The organism is Agromyces sp. NPDC058136 (genome assembly GCF_042884375.1).
Taxonomy (GTDB): domain Bacteria; phylum Actinomycetota; class Actinomycetes; order Actinomycetales; family Microbacteriaceae; genus Agromyces.
The window spans coordinates 1,314,052-1,331,084 of record NZ_JBHVUA010000001.1 but is presented as its reverse complement, the minus strand read 5'-3'; the positions used below and the strand labels follow the sequence as shown (position 1 = coordinate 1,331,084).

Annotated in this window: 15 protein-coding genes; 7 read left to right on the top strand and 8 right to left on the bottom strand. The window is 72.6% G+C overall.

The features are described 5' to 3' along the window. Positions 1-24 precede the first annotated feature (24 nt). From ACFVTX_RS06245 to ACFVTX_RS06225, 5 genes are all read right to left on the bottom strand, one after another. Positions 25-1,500: an acyltransferase gene (locus ACFVTX_RS06245; RefSeq protein ID WP_386898689.1), complete on the bottom strand. Its 1,476-nt coding sequence runs from the start codon at positions 1,498-1,500 to the stop codon at positions 25-27. Positions 1,501-1,714: 214 nt separating this feature from the next. Further along, positions 1,715-2,389: a response regulator gene (locus tag ACFVTX_RS06240; protein WP_386898688.1), complete on the bottom strand. Its 675-nt coding sequence runs from the start codon at positions 2,387-2,389 to the stop codon at positions 1,715-1,717. Further along, on the bottom strand, positions 2,386-3,708 hold the full coding sequence (locus ACFVTX_RS06235) for a sensor histidine kinase (protein ID WP_386898687.1): 1,323 nt from the start codon (positions 3,706-3,708) through the stop codon (positions 2,386-2,388). The genes ACFVTX_RS06240 and ACFVTX_RS06235 overlap by 4 nt, the downstream gene beginning before the upstream one ends. Before the next feature lie 82 nt (positions 3,709-3,790). After that, on the bottom strand, positions 3,791-4,849 hold the full coding sequence (locus ACFVTX_RS06230) for an alpha/beta hydrolase (protein WP_386898686.1): 1,059 nt from the start codon (positions 4,847-4,849) through the stop codon (positions 3,791-3,793). A gap of 72 nt (positions 4,850-4,921) precedes the next feature. Beyond that, positions 4,922-5,455 carry a GNAT family N-acetyltransferase gene (locus ACFVTX_RS06225; RefSeq protein ID WP_386898685.1) on the bottom strand — a complete coding sequence of 178 codons (534 nt, stop codon included), beginning with the start codon at positions 5,453-5,455 and terminating at the stop codon, positions 4,922-4,924. A 280-nt stretch (positions 5,456-5,735) separates the two neighbouring features. On the opposite strand from ACFVTX_RS06225, the gene ACFVTX_RS06220 reads away from it, so the two are divergent. From ACFVTX_RS06220 to ACFVTX_RS06210, 3 genes are all read left to right on the top strand, one after another. Further along, complete coding sequence (locus tag ACFVTX_RS06220; protein WP_386898684.1) at positions 5,736-8,045, top strand: DEAD/DEAH box helicase; 2,310 nt, start codon at positions 5,736-5,738, stop codon at positions 8,043-8,045. A gap of 162 nt (positions 8,046-8,207) precedes the next feature. Then, the gene (locus tag ACFVTX_RS06215) at positions 8,208-8,963 is read left to right on the top strand and encodes a hypothetical protein (RefSeq protein ID WP_386898683.1); all 756 of its coding nucleotides are present in this window, start codon (positions 8,208-8,210) and stop codon (positions 8,961-8,963) included. Between the two features lie 140 nt (positions 8,964-9,103). Beyond that, complete coding sequence (locus tag ACFVTX_RS06210; RefSeq protein WP_386898682.1) at positions 9,104-10,423, top strand: MFS transporter; 1,320 nt, start codon at positions 9,104-9,106, stop codon at positions 10,421-10,423. Positions 10,424-10,546: 123 nt separating this feature from the next. On the opposite strand, the gene ACFVTX_RS06205 is transcribed toward ACFVTX_RS06210, so the two are convergent. The 3 genes from ACFVTX_RS06205 to ACFVTX_RS06195 all read right to left on the bottom strand — a co-directional run bounded on the left by ACFVTX_RS06205 (position 10,547) and on the right by ACFVTX_RS06195 (position 13,730). Further along, positions 10,547-11,368 carry an anti-sigma factor domain-containing protein gene (locus ACFVTX_RS06205; RefSeq protein ID WP_386898681.1) on the bottom strand — a complete coding sequence of 274 codons (822 nt, stop codon included), beginning with the start codon at positions 11,366-11,368 and terminating at the stop codon, positions 10,547-10,549. After that, entirely contained in the window at positions 11,365-11,955 is a 591-nt protein-coding gene (gene sigK / locus ACFVTX_RS06200) for an ECF RNA polymerase sigma factor SigK (RefSeq protein WP_386898744.1), read from the bottom strand. Before sigK ends, ACFVTX_RS06205 begins: the two co-directional genes overlap by 4 nt. Positions 11,956-12,020: 65 nt before the next feature. Further along, on the bottom strand, positions 12,021-13,730 hold the full coding sequence (locus tag ACFVTX_RS06195; protein ID WP_386898680.1) for a cytochrome c biogenesis protein CcdA: 1,710 nt from the start codon (positions 13,728-13,730) through the stop codon (positions 12,021-12,023). Positions 13,731-13,893: 163 nt separating this feature from the next. Here ACFVTX_RS06195 and ACFVTX_RS06190 point away from each other — a divergent pair, with 163 nt between their 5' ends. The 4 genes from ACFVTX_RS06190 (at position 13,894) to ACFVTX_RS06175 (ending at position 17,031) form a co-directional block, all read left to right on the top strand. Then, positions 13,894-14,556, top strand: a complete 663-nt coding sequence (locus ACFVTX_RS06190; RefSeq protein WP_386898679.1) for a fasciclin domain-containing protein — start codon at positions 13,894-13,896, stop codon at positions 14,554-14,556. Positions 14,557-14,670: 114 nt separating this feature from the next. Further along, positions 14,671-15,084, top strand: coding sequence for a DUF4383 domain-containing protein (locus tag ACFVTX_RS06185; RefSeq protein WP_386898678.1), 414 nt, complete (start codon positions 14,671-14,673; stop codon positions 15,082-15,084). 7 nt (positions 15,085-15,091) lie between these two features. Next, positions 15,092-15,676: a hypothetical protein gene (locus tag ACFVTX_RS06180; RefSeq protein WP_386898677.1), complete on the top strand. Its 585-nt coding sequence runs from the start codon at positions 15,092-15,094 to the stop codon at positions 15,674-15,676. Between the two features lie 158 nt (positions 15,677-15,834). Then, a complete protein-coding gene (locus ACFVTX_RS06175) occupies positions 15,835-17,031 on the top strand; it encodes an acetyl-CoA C-acyltransferase (RefSeq protein ID WP_386898676.1) in 1,197 nt (398 codons plus the stop codon). Positions 17,032-17,033 lie beyond the last annotated feature (2 nt).

The window sequence follows — 17,033 nt, the reverse complement described above, 5'->3', positions numbered from 1 at the left end:
GCATCGCCTTCGCGACGATGAACTTCATGCCGCTCGCGGCGTACCTGCCGACCGACGACGTGATCGGCTTCGTGGTGCGCCAGCTCGTCTACGGACTGCTCGGGCTGTACTACCTGCACTCCGCCGTGCGACTGAAGATCCGCGAGCTGCGTCGACGGGCCGACGGCGCCGGTCGCTGAACAGCGCCGAGCCGAGCACCGTCGAGCCGAGCAACGCCGAGCCGAGCAGCGCGAGCGCGATGAGCGACGGCAGCGGGCCGAAGCCGGCGACGAGCAGCACCACGACGCCGGTGACCGCGAGCACCGCGTCGAACGCCGCCGCGCGCCCCGAGACGGGCCGGACGCGCGCAGCACCCTCCCCGCGAGGCGCACGCCGCCCCCGCTCGAACCGGGCGAACAGGAGCACCGCTCCGGCGACGGCGACGCCGGCCACGAGGAGCCAGATCGGCCGGCTCGCCCACCAACCGGCGCTCAGCGGGTCGGGCAGCGGCAGCCCGATCGCGGCGTTCGCGGCGAGCGCCAGGCCCGCGAGCCCGACGAGCACGGGCATGTGCCAGAGGTACACCGTCATGGCCCGTTCGCCGACGAAGGAGATCGCGCGCGTGGCATCCCGTTCGCGCACCCAGGCGGCGATGCGCGGGCGCACCAGCTGGAACAGCGCGAGCTGCGCGACGCCGAGCACGACGAGGCAGAACGTCGGCGGGTTGAGGTTCACGAGCATGTCGACGGGGTAGGGGCCCGTGGCGGTGAGCACGGCGAGCAGCAGCAGCGACGCCGCGGCGAGCCCGCCGAGCGTGCGCCGCGAGAGCCCGTCGAAGGCGCCGTCGGCGAGGTGGAACCCGAGCTGCTGCACGAGCAGCCACACGAGTGCGAGGTTGGCGTAGCCGATCGGCTCGATGCCCGTCGAGAGTCGGAGCAGGTCGACGGCGACGACTCCGCCGAGCAGGGCGAGCGGGGTGAGCACGGGCGCCCGTTCGTGGAGCCCCACGAGGAATGGCACGAGCGCTGAGGCACCGAGGTACACGGCGAGGAACCAGAGCGGCTGCCCGATGCGGAACCCCGCGACGGCGACGACGTCACCGGGCACGCCCGCGAGCGACAGCGTGACGAGACCCGCCGCGACGACGGCGACGAGCGCGATCGCCGGGCGCACGAGGCGTTCGATGCGCGCGCGCACGTACTCGGCGGCGGTCGCGCCGCGGGCGCGCATCGCACGCCAGTGCGTGAGGCCGGCGAACCCGCCGACGATGAAGAAGAGCGGCATGATCTGCACGACCCAGCTCACGGGGCCGAACCACGCCTGGCCCTCGAGGGCGTTCTCGAGCACGGGTCCGTCGGGGCCGACGCTCACGCCGACCATCATGGCGTGCAGCACGAACACGACGACGAGCAGCACCACGCGGATCGCGTCGATGCTCGGGTCGCGACGCACAGGGGTGCGTTCGCGAACGGATGCCGCGGGGCGGGCCGCCTGCCGCGGGCGTTCGAGTGTCTCGGTCATGCCGGGAGGCTACGAACGCGGCGGCGGCGTCGACATCACCCCCGGGAGCGGTTCGCAGCCCCTACCGCGGTACCGCGACAGCACCGTCGGTTGAGGAGCGCCGACGCGGAGCGGCGACGCGTCTCGAAACCACCTGAGCGGTGCTCGAGAGGTCGCGAGGTTTCGAGACGCGTCCGACTCCGTCGGGCGCTCCTCAACCGGCGGAGGGGGTACCTCAGCCCGCGGAGGGAGTGACGAGTCCGGTGTCGTACGCGAGCACGACGGCGTGCACCCGGTCGCGCAGCCCGAGCTTCTGCAGGATCTTCGAGACGTGCGTCTTCACCGTCTGCTCGGCGATGAAGAGGGCCGCCGCGATCTCGGAGTTCGACATGCCGCGACCCACGAGCGTGAGCACCTCGAGCTCGCGCTCGGTGAGCTCGGCGAGGCGGTTGCCGCTCGGCTTCGGCGGCGGGCCCGAGCGGGCGAAGTCCTCGATGAGCCGTCGGGTCACGCTCGGGGCAAGCAGCGCGTCGCCGCCGGCCACGACGCGCACCGCGTGGACGAGCTCGTCGGGCGTGGCATCCTTCAGCAGGAACCCGCTCGCGCCGGCGCGCAGCGCGTCGTAGACGTACTCGTCGATGTCGAAGGTCGTGAGCATCAGCACGCGCGGCACGTAGTCGGAGCTGCGGGGCGGGGTCTGCAGGGCGCGCGTCGCCTCGATGCCGTTCTGCTGCGGCATGCGCACGTCCATGAGCACGACATCGGGGCGCAGCTCGTGCGCGAGCGACACCGCCTCGAGCCCGTCGGCGGCCTGCCCGACGACCTCGATGCCGGGCTGCGCGCCGAGGACGGCGGCGAACCCCGCGCGGACCATCGCCTGGTCGTCGGCGATGAGCACCGAGATCGTCACCATTCGCCTCCGTCCGACCCGAGCGGCAGGGTCGCGAGTACACGGTAGCCCCCGCCGGGCCGCGGCCCGTGCTCGGCGCGCCCGTCGAGGAGTGCTGCGCGCTCGTCGATGCCGACGAGACCGTGGCCGCCGCCCGTGCGTTCGGCGGGCTCGGCCGGCGCCGGTTCGCCCTCGGCGGGCGCGGGCGGCGCGTCGTTCTCGACGGCGACGACGAGGTCGTCGCCGAGCTGCTCGACCGCGACGTGGGTCACCGCACCTGGCGCGTGGCGCACCACGTTGCTCAGCGCCTCCTGCACGATGCGGTAGGCCGCGCTCGCGGCGAGCCCGCCGGCGGGCAGCGCGTCGTCGAGCTCGAGCGTCACCGGCACGCCCGCCCGCTCGACCGAGGCGACGAGCGCGGGCAGCTCCTGGAGCCCGGGCTGCGGTGCGGTCTCGGCCTCGGCTTCTGCGCTGCGCAGCACGCTCAGCAGCTGCCGCATCTCGGTCATCGCGGTGCGGGCGGAGTCGGCGATCTCGGCGAACTCGGTGCGGGCCGCGTCGCTCAGGCCCTCGACCCGGTAGGGCGCGCTCGTCGCCTGCACGTGGATGATCGACAGGCCGTGAGCGACGACGTCGTGGAGCTCACGGGCGATGCGGTTGCGCTCCTCGACGAGCACCCGGCGCTCCTGCTCGGCGGCCGACAGCGCGCGCTCGCGGAAGAGCTCGCCCGCGATCACCCGCCACTGCACGAGGATCAGCGCGACCGGCAGCGCCATCGCGGTGAGCGAGGCCGCGGCGATCTCGTTGGCGGTCGCGCCGGCGTCGACGAAGGCGAACGGCATCGTGACGAGCACGCCGGCGAGCCACACGACGAACACGCCCCGCCACGGCATGCCGAACACGCCGAGCACGAAGAGGAGTGCCGCCTGCCCGATGATCGTCGTCACGGGCCATGGCCACGGCGCGCCCTCGGAGCCGAGGGAGAGCAGGGCGAACGCGAGCAGGCCGGCGGTCGCGAGCACGGCCGCCGTCTTCGGGAGACGGATCGCGAGCGGCAGCGGGACGGTGAGGGCGAGGCTCGTGGCGAACGCGGCGAGCAGGTGCACCCCGTAGATCGTCGCGGCGAGCGGCACGGAGACGGCGAACAATGCGATCGCGAGCAGCACCGTGCCGACCCAGGTCCAGGCGCGGAAGAGACGCTCGGGGTCGCCGGGCGTCGAGGCCGCCCGTGGCATCGCCAGCGTCGGCCACTGCCGGGCGGCGGGCGCGGCGGGCGGAGCGGCCGCGGCGGGCGCGGCGGTGGGCGCGGCCGCGGGTGCCGTGGGCTGGGAGTCGTCCATGATGCGGCCAGCCTGTCACGCGGCGGGTGCGGGCGCATCACCCTCGCGCGCCATTCCGGGGCGATACCGCGGTAGGGGGGCGTCAGCCGAGCTGCGCGTGGAGGAACGCGGCGACCCGGGCCCGCAGCGCCTCGTCGAGGATGCCGATCGAGTGCTCGCCGCCCGGCACGACCGCGAACTCGACGGGCACGCCCGCACCCGCGAGCCCGTCGGCGAACCGCTGCGACTGCCCGAGCGGCACGATCTCGTCTTCGGCGTGGCCGATGAAGAACGGCGGATCGCTCGCGTCGGCATGGGTCGCCGGCGCGGCCTCCGCCGCCTGCGGGCAGTCGGCCTCGTTCGCGTCGGGTTCGCAGCCGAGGTACGCGCCCACGATGCTCCGCAGCCAGACGGATGCCGCGTCGGCGGCCAGTTCGTCGGAGACGAGCCCCACGGGGCCCGACAGTTCGGCGACCGCCGCGACCCGCGACCCCTCATCGAGCGGGCCCTCGCCCGTCGTGCCGAGGAGCGCCGCGAGCTGCCCGCCCGCCGAACCGCCGAACGCGCCGATGCGCGCAGGGTCGACGCCGAAGCGCTCGAGCTGCTCGGGGTCGCGCAACCACTCGACCGCGAGCGCGACATCGTCGAGCGCGGCGGGGAAGATCGCGTCGGGAACGAGCCGGTAGTTCACCGAGACGGCGACGAAGCCCTCGCTCGCGAGCCAGAGGCAGACGTTGCGCCAGTCGGCGTTCGCCTTGTCGCCCCGCTGCCAGCTGCCGCCGTGGATCGAGACGACCGCGGGCAGGGAGGTCGAGGCGTGGGCATCGGGTTCGGCCGCCCCGTCGGCGACCGCGTCGTCGGCGACTGGAGCGGCCGGGCTGCACACGTCGAGCGTCAGCAGGGTGCCGTCGTCGCGCACCCCGTACTCGAGGTCGGCGTCGACGACGAGCCCTTCGGGTGGCGTGAACGTGCGGATGCCGACGATGTCGGTGCCCGCCACCTCGCTCGTCGTTCCGGAGCCGGGCGGGTCGATCTCGCGCAGCTGCTGGTTGAAGCCCGAGAGCGCGAGCACCCCAGCGAGCGCGCCCGCGAGCGCCGTCGCGGCCACCGCGACCCGCCTGCGGCGGGTGCCTGGGCCGCCTGTGCGTCGGGTCGGGTTCACGCGGGCTCCGGGTTCAGGGGTGGAGCGATGCTAACCCCATCTGCCCGTTTCGCCCAACATGGGCGGCGCGGGTCACGCGAGCGGCGACAGTTCCTTCGCCATGCACACGCTGAACTCCTCGCCCACGTACTGCCCGAACTGCGGGATGTCGCGGAACCCGTGCCTGCGATACAGCGCGATCGCGGCGTGGTGCAGCGGGCCGGTCTCGAGCACGAGCTCGTCGAGGCCGCGAGCTCGGGCGGCGGCCTCGATCGAGCCGAGCAGGGCGCCGGCGACTCCGGCGCCCCGCGCCGACGGATCCACGAACATGCGCTTCAGCTCGCCGCGGGTCGGGCCCGTGGCATCCGGCTCGCCCGCTTCGACGACGAGCGCCGCGATGCCGACGGCCGCGCCGCCCTGGCGCGCGACGAAGAACGCGACGCCGGGCGCCTCCAGGGTCGCGACGTCGAGGAGGAAGTTGCTCTCGGGCGGGTACAGGCTCTGCGCGTACGCGGTGCTGCCATCGAGCAGGCGCTCCACCTCGGGTTGGCGAGGCGGTTCGAGGGCGACGGTCACGGATGCTGCGGGGCCGGTGCGTGCGGTGCTCGTGCTGCTGCTCGTCGACATGGAGGTGAGCGTACGGGGCGCGCGTTTCGCGGCGGTTACACGCACTTTCTCGCCGTGCACGGGGGTTTCTCAGCCGATATCCGGTATCGTGGTGAGGTCGGTTCTGGACACCGTGCGTGAGCATGGATGGGTTTGTGAGTCTGTAGGGCCGGTTTCGAGACGTTCGGTCTCGAATAGTCACCGTATGTGAACGGCCCCGGTCGACGATGTTCCGGGTTCTCAGTGTGCTGCGCTCGCAGCGGCTGCCATGTACTTGAGTACAACCCAGGAAGTCATCACCATGCCCAAGAACAAGAAGCCCAAGGGCGGCCGACCCGCCGCGAACTTCGATCCCTCGTACGCCAAGGGCGGCAAGAACCGCGGCGGCCAGAAGGCCGGCTCGCGCAGCCCCGGCCACCGCGGCTACCGCCCCGAGGAGGAGGCGCCCCGCAAGGAGCGCTGGTCGCGCGACGAGCGCGTCGCCTCGGGTCGCACTCCCCACCGCGCCGAGCGCGAGGGTCGTTCGTACGACCGTGACGACCGTGCGCCCCGCTCGTACGACCGTGACGACCGCGGTGCCCGCCCGACCCAGCGCGACGACCGCGGCCCCCGCCGCGAGTACGGCGACCGCCCGGCGCGCCCGCACTACCGCGAGGACCGCCCGGCCCGTTCGTTCGACCGCGACGACCGTGCGCCGCGCCGCGACCGCGACGACCGCGCTCCCCGCTCGTTCGACCGGAACGACCGCAACGATCGCCCGGCGCGCTCGTACGACCGCGACGACCGTGCACCCCGTTCCTTCGACCGGAACGACCGCAACGACCGTCCGGCTCGTTCCTACGACCGTGACGACCGTGCGCCCCGTCGGTTCGACCGCGACGACCGCGCTCCGCGTTCGTTCGACCGCGGCGACCGCAACGACCGTCCGGCTCGTTCGTTCGACCGCAACGACCGCAACGACCGTCCGGCTCGCTCGTTCGACCGCAACGACCGCCCGGCCCGCTCCTACGACCGCGACGACCGCGCTCCGCGTTCGTTCGACCGCGGCGACCGCAACGACCGTCCGGCCCGCTCGTACGACCGCAACGACCGCAACGACCGCAACGACCGCCCCGCCCGTTCGTTCGACCGCGACGCGCGCCCCGCGCGTTCGTTCGACCGCAACGACCGCGGCCCGCGCCGCGAGTTCGACCGCCCCGGCTTCCAGGAGTCGGGCCGTCGCCCCTCGAACTTCTACCCCGCCCGCGACGAGGCGCCCCGCTTCTCGCAGAACGACGACGTGGTGCTCGAGCGCCTCGAGGCCGAGGCCATCCAGGCCGGCGACGTCGACGGCGTGAGCTTCGCCGACCTCGGCCTCGGCGGCAACGTCGTCGCCGCGCTCTCGCAGCTCGGTGCCGTGGCGCCGTTCCCGATCCAGGCCGCGACGATCCCCGTCGTGCTCGAGGGTCGCGACGTGCTCGGCCGCGGCAAGACCGGCTCGGGCAAGACGATCGCCTTCGGCGCGCCCGCCGTCGAGCGGCTCATGCAGCTCTGGTCCGCATCGGGCAAGGCCGGCGGACGCCGCCAGATGGGCCGCAAGCCTCGCGCGCTGATCCTCGCGCCGACCCGCGAGCTCGCCCTGCAGATCGACCGCACCGTGCAGCCCATCGCGCAGAGCGTCGGCCTCTTCACCACGCAGATCTACGGCGGTGTGCCCCAGGGCCGCCAGGTCGGCGCGCTGCAGCGCGGCGTCGACATCGTGATCGGCACCCCCGGCCGCATCGAAGACCTCATCGAGCAGGGCCGTCTCGACCTCTCCGAGGTCGTCATCACGGTGCTCGACGAGGCCGACCACATGTGCGACCTCGGCTTCCTCGAGCCGGTGCAGCGCATCATCCGCCGCACCTCGGAGGGCGGCCAGAAGCTGCTCTTCTCGGCGACCCTCGACAAGGGCGTGGCGACGCTCGTCGACGAGTTCCTCGTCGACCCGGCCGTGCACGAGGTCGCCGGTGAAGACCAGGCCTCCTCGACGATCGACCACCGCGTCTTCGTCATCGACAACCGCGACAAGCGCGACATCGTCGCCGAACTCGCGAACCGCGAGGGCAAGACGCTCGTCTTCAGCCGCACCCGCGCCTTCGCCGAGGACCTGACCGACCACCTCGAGGACCGCGGCATCCGTGCCGTCGCCCTGCACGGCGACCTCAACCAGTCGCGCCGCACGCGCAACCTGCAGCAGCTCACGAGCGGCCGGGTCGACGTGCTCGTCGCGACCGACGTCGCAGCACGTGGCATCCACGTCGACGACATCGACCTGGTGATCCAGGCCGACGCGCCCGACGAGTACAAGACGTACCTGCACCGCGCCGGCCGCACCGGCCGCGCCGGCAAGCAGGGCCGCGTCGTGACCCTCATCCCGCGCAACCGCCAGCGTCGCCTGAGCGAGCTGCTCGACCGGGCCGAGATCGACGTCGACTTCGTCGACGTGCGTCTCGGTGACGACCTGCACGGCGAGCTCGCTCGCGAGGTCGAGATCGAGCCGGCTGCAGCCGCCGAGGTCGCCGTCGAGGCCGTCGACGCCGTCATCGAGACTGTGGAGGTCGACGAGGTCGAGGAGACCGCCGCCGTCTGAGCGGCGATCGACTGAGACGAGGGGCTCGCATCCGGTGGATGCGGGCCCTTCGCCATCCCGCGGCACCTCTTCCGTCGCGCGGGCTCGCGTCGATACGATGAGCGCGACGCGGGGGTCGTCGGGTGGGCGACCGGGTTCCGGCGTGAGACCTGGAGGTCGAGCATGACTGATCCCGGCACCTCGCGGGCTTCCGAGCCGGCTGGCGAGTCCGCACCAGCTGACGCATCCGCCGCACGACCTGCGACGGTCAGCCGCACGATGCTCATCTGGGTCGCCATCGGGGTGGTGCTGCTCTCGTTCGTCGCGGCATTCCTCGGCGCCCGGCTCGCCGGCTCGGCCGAGAGTGCGGAGCCCACCCCGACACCCGTCGCGACGGTCGACGAGGCCGCCTACGAGGAGGCCCTCGAGGAGATCCTGCCGGCAGGCTCGGCCGTCCGCGCGGGCAGCGGGGTGCCCGAGGCGGGCAAGGGCTACGACGGCGACGTCTACATCGACATCTCCACCTCCGACGTCTATCTCTTCGAGGGCGGCGAGTGGACGCCGGTCGGCAACATCCGCGCGTCCGCCGCCGCGAACCTGACCGGTGAGCAGGGCGCGACGGGTGCGACGGGCGCGACGGGCGCCACGGGCGAACAGGGCGCCACGGGCGAACAGGGCGAACAGGGCGAGCAGGGCGAGGCCGGAACGCCGGGCACTCAAGTGCTCCTCGGCGTCGGCGCACCCGCGGACGACACCTGCACGGCGAACGGCGACGTCTACATCGACACCTCGACCGTGCAGTTCTACGAATGCGCCGCCGGTTCGTGGCGGCTCTTCGGCCCGCCGAGCGAGTCGACGCCGACCGAGCCCCCCGCCGCGAGCGATGCGCCGACGGACGGCGAGGCGCCCGCCGACACGGAGGCACCGGCCGCGGGCTGACCGCTTCCGTGCGGGTCGCCGGATGCGATACGCTCTGATTTCCCTACCGAACAATCGGTCAGGAAATACGCGTGTCGCGCGATGGGTCCCGGTCGCGCCGACCGTCTTCCCGCCCGCCCCCAGAGAACAACGGAGTTCGCATGTCGACTGCTGTCACCGACCCCGCCCCGCCCCGAGCCGTCACAGCCGAGGAACGCAAAGTACTCGCCGGCACCCTCGTCGGCACCTCCATCGAGTGGTACGACTTCTTCATCTACGCGCAGGCCGCCGGCCTCGTGCTCGCACCGCTCTTCCTCGCTCCCGTCGCCGAGTCGAACCCGGGCCTCGCCCAGGTCCTCTCCTTCGCGACCATCGGCATCTCCTTCCTCTTCCGCCCGCTGGGAGCCATCGTCGCCGGGCGACTCGGCGACAAGATCGGCCGCAAGAAGATGCTCGTCTTCACGCTCGTCATGATGGGCATCTCGACCGCGCTCATCGGCGTGCTGCCGACGTACGCGGCGATCGGGATCGCCGCGCCGATCCTGCTGATCCTGCTCCGCATCCTGCAGGGCTTCTCCGCCGGCGGCGAGTGGGGCGGCGCGGCCCTCATGGCGGTCGAGCACGCCCCCAACGGGAAGCGCGGCTTCTTCGGCGCCTTCCCGCAGATCGGCGTACCGGTCGGCATGATCCTCGCGACGTTCACGCTCTGGGTGCTCACGAGCTCGATGTCGCCGGAGGCGTTCATGGAGTGGGGTTGGCGCATCCCCTTCCTGCTCTCGATCGTGCTCATCGCCGTCGGCTACGTCATCCGCAAGGCCGTCGAGGAGAGCCCCGTCTTCGAGGAGCTGCTGCGCCGCCGCAAGGAGGCCTCGGCTCCGCTCGGCCAGCTGTTCCGCAAGAACACCAAGCAGGTCATCCTCACCGCGGTCATCTTCATCGCGAACAACGCGGCCGGCTACCTGCTCATCGCGTACTTCGCGACCTACGCGACGACCGCGCTCGGCATGGAGCGCCCGGCGGTGCTGCTCGCCACGACGCTCGCCTCGTTCGGGTGGCTCGGCTTCACCCTCTGGGGCGGTCGCATCTCCGACCGTCTCGGCCGCGTGCGCACGTTCCAGATCGGATACGTGTTCCTCGCCCTCTGGGCCGTGCCGATGTGGTTCCTCATCGACACCGGCGAGATCCTCTGGTACTTCGTCGCCCTGTTCGTGATGACGTTCGGGCTCGGCCTCTCGTACGGCCCGCAGGCCGCGCTCTACGCCGAGATGTTCCCGGCCAACGTGCGCTACTCGGGCGTCTCGATCGGCTACGCCCTCGGCGCGATCCTCGGCGGTGCGTTCGCCCCGATGATCGCCGAGGCGCTCATGAACCAGTTCCACGCCTCGTGGACGATCGGCGTCTACATCGCGATCGCCGCCGTCATCTCGCTCATCGGCGTCTCGCTTGTGAAAGAGACGAAGGACGTCGACCTGCTCGACTGAGCGAGCACGACGTTCGCGGATGCCTCGGAGCCACCTCGCTCCGGGGCATCCGTCGTTTCTGCAGGGCTCGTGCGAGACCAGGCCGCGACCCGCTCGCCGACCGCTCGGGGCGGGCCGCCCGGCTCAGGTCTCGATGACCGCGACCGGGTCGGTGGTCGGTTGCTCCGAACCCCCGGCGGGTTCGATGGTGAGGCCGACCGCCACCCCCGCTGCGAACTCGCCTTCGAGCAGTCGCCAGGCCTCGTCGCCGGCGACGTCGAAGGTGCCCGCTGACACCGCGCCCGACTCGTCGATGTACCAGAGCTCGTAGGTCCGGTCGTCGCCGACATCGGGCAGTCCCTCGGTGACGACGGCGCTGCGACCCTGTTCGGCCGACCAGACGAGCGTCACCTCGCCGCCTCCGGCGGCTTCGACCGTCGTCTGCTCGGCATCCGGCGCCTCAGCGAGCGCCGACATCTCGCGCTGCGCGCCCCAGCCGTTCGGGCCGGGCCAGTTGGTGCCGATGACGACGCCCGCGACGAGCAGCACGGCCGCGGCGGCCGCTGAGAGCACCGTCGCGAGTCGGCGGCGGCGGCGCCGGGCGGCGAGCTCGTCGGTCGGGGCGGGGGGCTCGGCAGGCTCCTCGAAGTTCGACGGGGATGGAGCCGATGCGGCCTCCTCGGGCGCGGGCGCGGCCGGCGGCTCCTGCGCGGTCGCGTCGAGACGGTCGAAGAGGCCGGCTTTGAGGCTCGGCGGCGGCGCGAGCGGCGGCACCGCCGCGCCGAGCGAACCGGCCGCCGCGGCGCGGAACAGCTCGACGTCGGCGCGGAGCTCGGCGGATTCCGCGAGGGCGCGTTCGAACCGGAGGCGATCGGCCGCGTCGAGCGCGCCGATCGCATAGGCGGCAGCCAGCTCGCGCAGATCCTCGGGCTCACGCCCGGCGGACGCGTCGTCGGCTCGGTTCATGTGCTCACCCCCAGCAGTTCGCGCAATCGGATCATCCCATCCCGCAACCGGGTCTTCACCGTACCGAGTGGCAGACCGAGGTGCTCGGCGATCTCCGAGTGGGTGCAGCCTCCGTAGTAGGCGAGCGCGAGGCACTCGCGTTGGACTGCGCTGAGTTCGGCGAGGGCGCCGCTCACGCGTTCGTGCTCGACGGCGATCTCCGCTGCCTCGGCAACCTCGTCGACGGGGACGGCGAGGTCGCGGATCCCGGTTCGCAGGTCGCGGTCGTGCGCAGCCTGCGCAGAGCGGACCCGGTCGACGGCGCGCCGGTGGGCGAGGGTCAGCAGCCACGCGGCGGCGGCGCCGCGGGCGGGGTCGAACCTGGCGGCGGTCTGCCATGCCTCGAGGAACACGTCCTGCGTCACCTCCTCCGCCTGGGCGGCGTCGACGAGAATGCGGCGCACGAGCCCGTAGACCCGGGGCGCGGCCTCGTCGTAGAGCCGGCTGAAGGCGTCGCGGTCGCCCGTCGCGGTCGCGACGAGCAGTTCGTCGAGCGTGATCGGGCCCCGCACCGGAGCCTCCCCGTCATCGACCACGGCACCCAGCATGACAGAGCCCGAGCCGGGCGGCCGCTCCTCGACGGGCGGCGCCGTGCGCGAATCGTGCACATCGATCATCCGAACGTGAAGGAGTAGGCCGCGACCCCGGCCGGGATCTCGACGGTGAGCGAGCCCGTCTCCGTGGCATCCGATTCGTGCACGGCGTACGACCGGGGCACCCCGTCGACCTCGACGCGCGTCTCGCGGCCCCCCTCGCGCACGACGACGGTGCCTGCGCCCGAGAGCACGAGGCGCGCCTCGCGGGCGGTGAACTCGAGGCGAATGGATGCCGCGTCCCCGACTGGGGCGATCGACTGGGTGTCGAGCGCCCACTCGCCGGCGAGCGCGAAGCTGTCGGCCGGTTGCGAGGCCGGCAGAGTGAAGCTCTTCGTCGAGCGGCGGTAGGGCTCTGCGCCGGCGAAGTTCACCTGCTTCGTGGTGCCGAGGTAGGTCTCGGGCGTCGTCGTTCCGGCCGTGGGCGTCTCATCGACGAGGTCCGTCGGCGCGGGCAGCGAGACCTCGGCGTCGGCGCTGACGAGGAGCTCGCGGATGAGCCGCTCGGTGCGCTCGTAGTGCCCCTCGCCGAAGGCGACGTGCCGCACCGTGCCGTCCGCGTCGATCAGGTAGTGAGCGGGCCAGTAGCGGTTGCGATAGTTCGTCCACGTCGAGAGGGAGTTGTCGAGCGCGACGGGATAGTCGATGCCGAACGCCTCGATGCCGGCCGCGACGTTGCGCGGCTCCTTCTCGAAGGCGTACTCGGGCGAGTGGACGCCGACGACCGTGAGCCCGGCATCTCGGTACGCCTCGTCCCAGGCGACGACGTGGGGGATCGAGCGCTGGCAGTTGATGCACGAGTACGCCCAGAAGTCGATGAGCACGACACTCCCGCGGAGTTCGTCGAGGTCGATCCCCGCCCCGTCCGCCGTGTTGAACCACTGCTGGATGCCGCGGATCGACGGTGCGCGACCGCAGGACTCGAGCTCGGCCGCACCGTTCGAGCACTTCGACAGCTCGCGGTTCTCGTCGGTGACGAGCCCGCCGAGGTCGAGCGCCTCGGTCACCTCCTCGGAGTCGGCGAGCTGCTGCTGGAGCTCCGACGTGTAGTCGGGTACGAGACGCTGCAGGAGCTGCGGCAGATTGAAGGCCAGCCCGACGGCGAGGGCGATCATCACGATTCCGCCCGTGATGCGGATGCCGCGCTGGTGACGACGGAAGCTCGCGAGCCGCTCGGCCAGACCGCGACCCGCGAGTGCGAAGAACAGCAGCGGCGCTGCCGCACCGACCGCGAACGAGATCGTGAGCACGATGGTCTCGAGCCCGATGCGGCCCGTCGAACCCGCGACCGTGATCGCGGCGAGCACCGGGCCCGCGCACGGCACGTACACGGCGCCGAGGGCGAAGCCGAGCCCGAAGCCGCCGCGGTCGGTGCCGACTACGCGACGGGGGATCCAGGAGAAGGGCCGTTCGAGCAGCTCCTCGAAGCGCGGCACGATGAGCCCGATTCCGATGAGGGCGAGCACGACGAGGCCCGCCCAGCGGAGCACGTCCTGCGGCAGGCCGAGGAGGCCGAGGAGGAGCGACCCCGCGAGCGTCACGAGGGTGAAGCTCACGACGAGGCCCGCGATCACGAGGTACGGGCGCCAGCGGCTCGGCGCATCGGAACCGTCGCCGCGTGCGCTCTGCGCACCGCCCGACAGCAGGATGACGGGCAGCACCGGCAGGATGCACGGCGAGATGCCGGTGATCAGGCCGCCGGCGAGGCCGATGAGAGCGAGAGCGAGCACGGGTTCCTCGTTTCGTGGGTCTGACGGTGATTCGGAGCGGGCGCCCGATTCGATTGCCCCGGGGTTCGGCGATCGGTTGCCGGTCGATCCAATCCGCCGCGGTGCCCTCTCCGAATCCCTCCTGACGGCCCGCTCGGGGCCGCGCATTCGAAGGAGGAGATCCATGCGATCCATCCGCAGCACTCGGACAGCTCTCGCCGTGTTCTCGATCACGGCGGTCGCCGCACTCGGCCTCGCCGGCTGCAGCATGGGCGGAACCGCCACCGGGACCGAGGAGCCCGCCATGTCGGAGGGGACGACGCCGAGCGAGGCGCCCATGGAGGCCGACCCGGCCGCCGACCTCGTCGGACCCGGCTGTGCCGGCTACGCCGAGGCGGTGCCCGACGGGCCCGGCTCGGTCGTCGGCATGTCGCAGGACCCGGTCGCCGTCGCCGCATCGAACAACCCGCTGCTGACGACGCTGGTCGCCGCGGTGTCGGGGCAGCTCAACCCAGAGGTCGACCTCGTCGACACGCTCAACGGCGACGAGTTCACCGTCTTCGCGCCCGTCGACGACGCCTTCGAGAAGATCGACGCCGCCACGATCGACTCGCTGAAGACCGACGCGGCGACGCTGACGTCGATCCTCACCTACCACGTCGTGCCGGGTCAGCTCTCGCCCGATGAGGTGGTTGGGACTCAGGCCACCGTGCAGGGCGGCACCGTCGAGGTCACGGGCTCGGGCGATGCCCTCATGGTGAACGACGCGGCCGTGATCTGCGGCGGCGTGCACACCGCGAACGCGACCGTCTACCTCATCGACTCCGTGCTCATGCCGGCGATGTGAGACCCCGGCCGCCGCATCGGCCGCATGCCGACCCGAAGGGCGGCGATCCGGCGCGGCGGTCGGCTCCGAAACACCATCCGACGCGGCATCCGCCGCTACTGCTCAGGAGGAATCATGCGCAACTCACCGAATCGCATCGTCGCCACCGTCTTCGGTGCGGTCTATCTGCTCGTCGGCCTGCTCGGCTTCGCCGTCACCGGGGGCATGGACTTCATCGCCACGCAGGGTGGTCTGCTGCTCGGCGTCTTCGCGGTCAACCCGCTGCACAACGTCGCCCACCTGCTCATCGGCGGCGCCCTGCTCGTTTCCGGGCTCGTCAGCGCCCGGGCGGCGAAGGGCGCGAACACCGTGGTCGGTGCGGCGTACCTGCTGCTCGGGATCGTCGGCTTCTTCCTCGCGGGGACGGCGGCGAACATCCTCGCGCTGAACACGGCCGACCACTTCCTGCACCTCGCGAGCGCGCTCGTGCTGCTCGGCGTGGGCCTCGGCACCGAGCGGGCGGGTGAGACCCGCGCCGCGACCGCATAGGCCCGCGATGTCGTCGCGATCGTGGGTGCCCGATCTCGTGCGCGGCTGGCCGATGCTCGCCGCCCTCGGCGCCGGACTCGTGCTGACCGCGACGGCAGCGGGCGCGATCGCGAGCGGCGCCGCCGACGTCGCTGGGGGAACCGGCGTCGGCGGTGGCGCGGCGGGGGTTGCGCTGGCCGGGTGCGGGCTCGCCGCACTCGGCTGGGCTGTACTCGCACTGCACACGGGGCGGGTGCCTGCGCCGCGCACCGTACTCGCGGCCAGCCTCGGGGCGCTCGCCGCCTCGGGTCTGTTGCCGGCGGCTGGTTCGACCGCCGCGGCGCTCGGCATCGCCGTGATGCCGCTGCTGGCGGCCGACGTCTTCGTCGTGGTGGTCGCGCTCGGGGCTGCCGGCGCGCTGCGTGGGGGACCGCGTGCGGACCGGCGACGTGCCCGGAGCCCAGGCGCGCCCGCCGCCCGTTCGGTCCTCGGCCTCGTCGTCGGGGCGGCGCTCGTCGCGGCGCTCGCGACGCCCGCACTCGCCGGCACGGCCGCCGGCGAGCTCGCCGTGCCGCATGGCGAGCTGCACGTGAGCGGCCACGGGCACCCGTGAGCTGCGTGCCTCGTGGCGCCGAGTGGCGCCCGGGCCATCCGTTTGCCATAATTACTACCTGAACGGTCGGTCAGGAATTCCGATCGTCGGATGCCGCGAGCCCCCGCCGTACGCTGGGTCCAGCGTTCCACCACAGACAATGCGGTCAGGAGTGAACCATGGCAGAGGCCTATCTCGTCGGCGGAGTCCGCACCCCGGTCGGCCGTTACGGCGGCGCCCTCGCAGGTGTACGACCCGATGACCTCGCGGCACTCGTCGTCGGGGAGGCCGTCCGTCGCGCGGGCCTCGACGTCGCCGGCGAGCTCGGCGCGATCGACGAGGTCATCCTCGGGGCGGCCAACCAGGCCGGCGAGGACAACCGCAACGTCGCCCGCATGGCCGTGCTCCTCGCGGGCCTGCCCGACGAGGTGCCGGGCATTACCGTCAACCGGCTCTGCGCTTCGGGCATGTCGGCGATCACCATGGCCGCGCAGGCCGTGCGCGCAGGCGACGCCGACCTCATCCTCGCGGGCGGCGTCGAGTCGATGACCCGCGCGCCCTGGGTGCAGCAGAAGCCCGAACGCGCCTTCGCCAAGCCGGGGGCCCAGTACGACACCTCGATCGGCTGGCGGTTCCCGAACCCGACGCTCCTCGCACGCGACAAGGCCACCTTCTCGATGCCCGAGACCGCCGAGGAGGTCGCCCGCGTCGACGGCATCACCCGCGCCGACGCCGACGCCTTCGCCCTCCGATCGCAGCAGCGCGCCGCCGCCGCGATCGCCGCCGGCCGTTTCGAGGCCGAGATCGTCGGTGTGCCGACCCACCGCGGCGAGGTGCTCGTCGACGAGGGTCCGCGCCCCGAGACCACCCTCGAGGTGCTCGCCGGGCTTCGCCCCGTCGTGCCCGGCGGCTCGGTCGTGACCGCCGGCAACTCGAGCGCGCTCAACGACGGCGCCTCGGCGATCTTCGTCGCGAGCGCCGCCGCCGTCGAACGCTACGGCCTCACGCCCCGCGCCCGCATCGTCGTCGGCACCTCGGCCGGCCTCGCCCCCGAGATCATGGGCCTCGGCCCCGTTCCCGCGACCGAGAAGGCGCTCGAGCGCTCGGGCCTCGACCTCGACGAGATCGGCTCCGTCGAGCTCAACGAGGCGTTCGCCACCCAGTCGCTCGCCTCGATGCGCCGCCTCGGGCTCGACCCCGAGCGGGTGAACGTCGACGGCGGCGCGATCGCCCTGGGGCATCCCCTCGGATCATCGGGCTCGCGACTCGTCGTGACGCTGCTCGGCCGCATGGAGCGCGAAGACTCGCGCTACGGCCTCGCGACCATGTGCGTCGGCGTCGGCCAGGGCAGCGCCCTCATCGTGGAGCGGGTGTGACG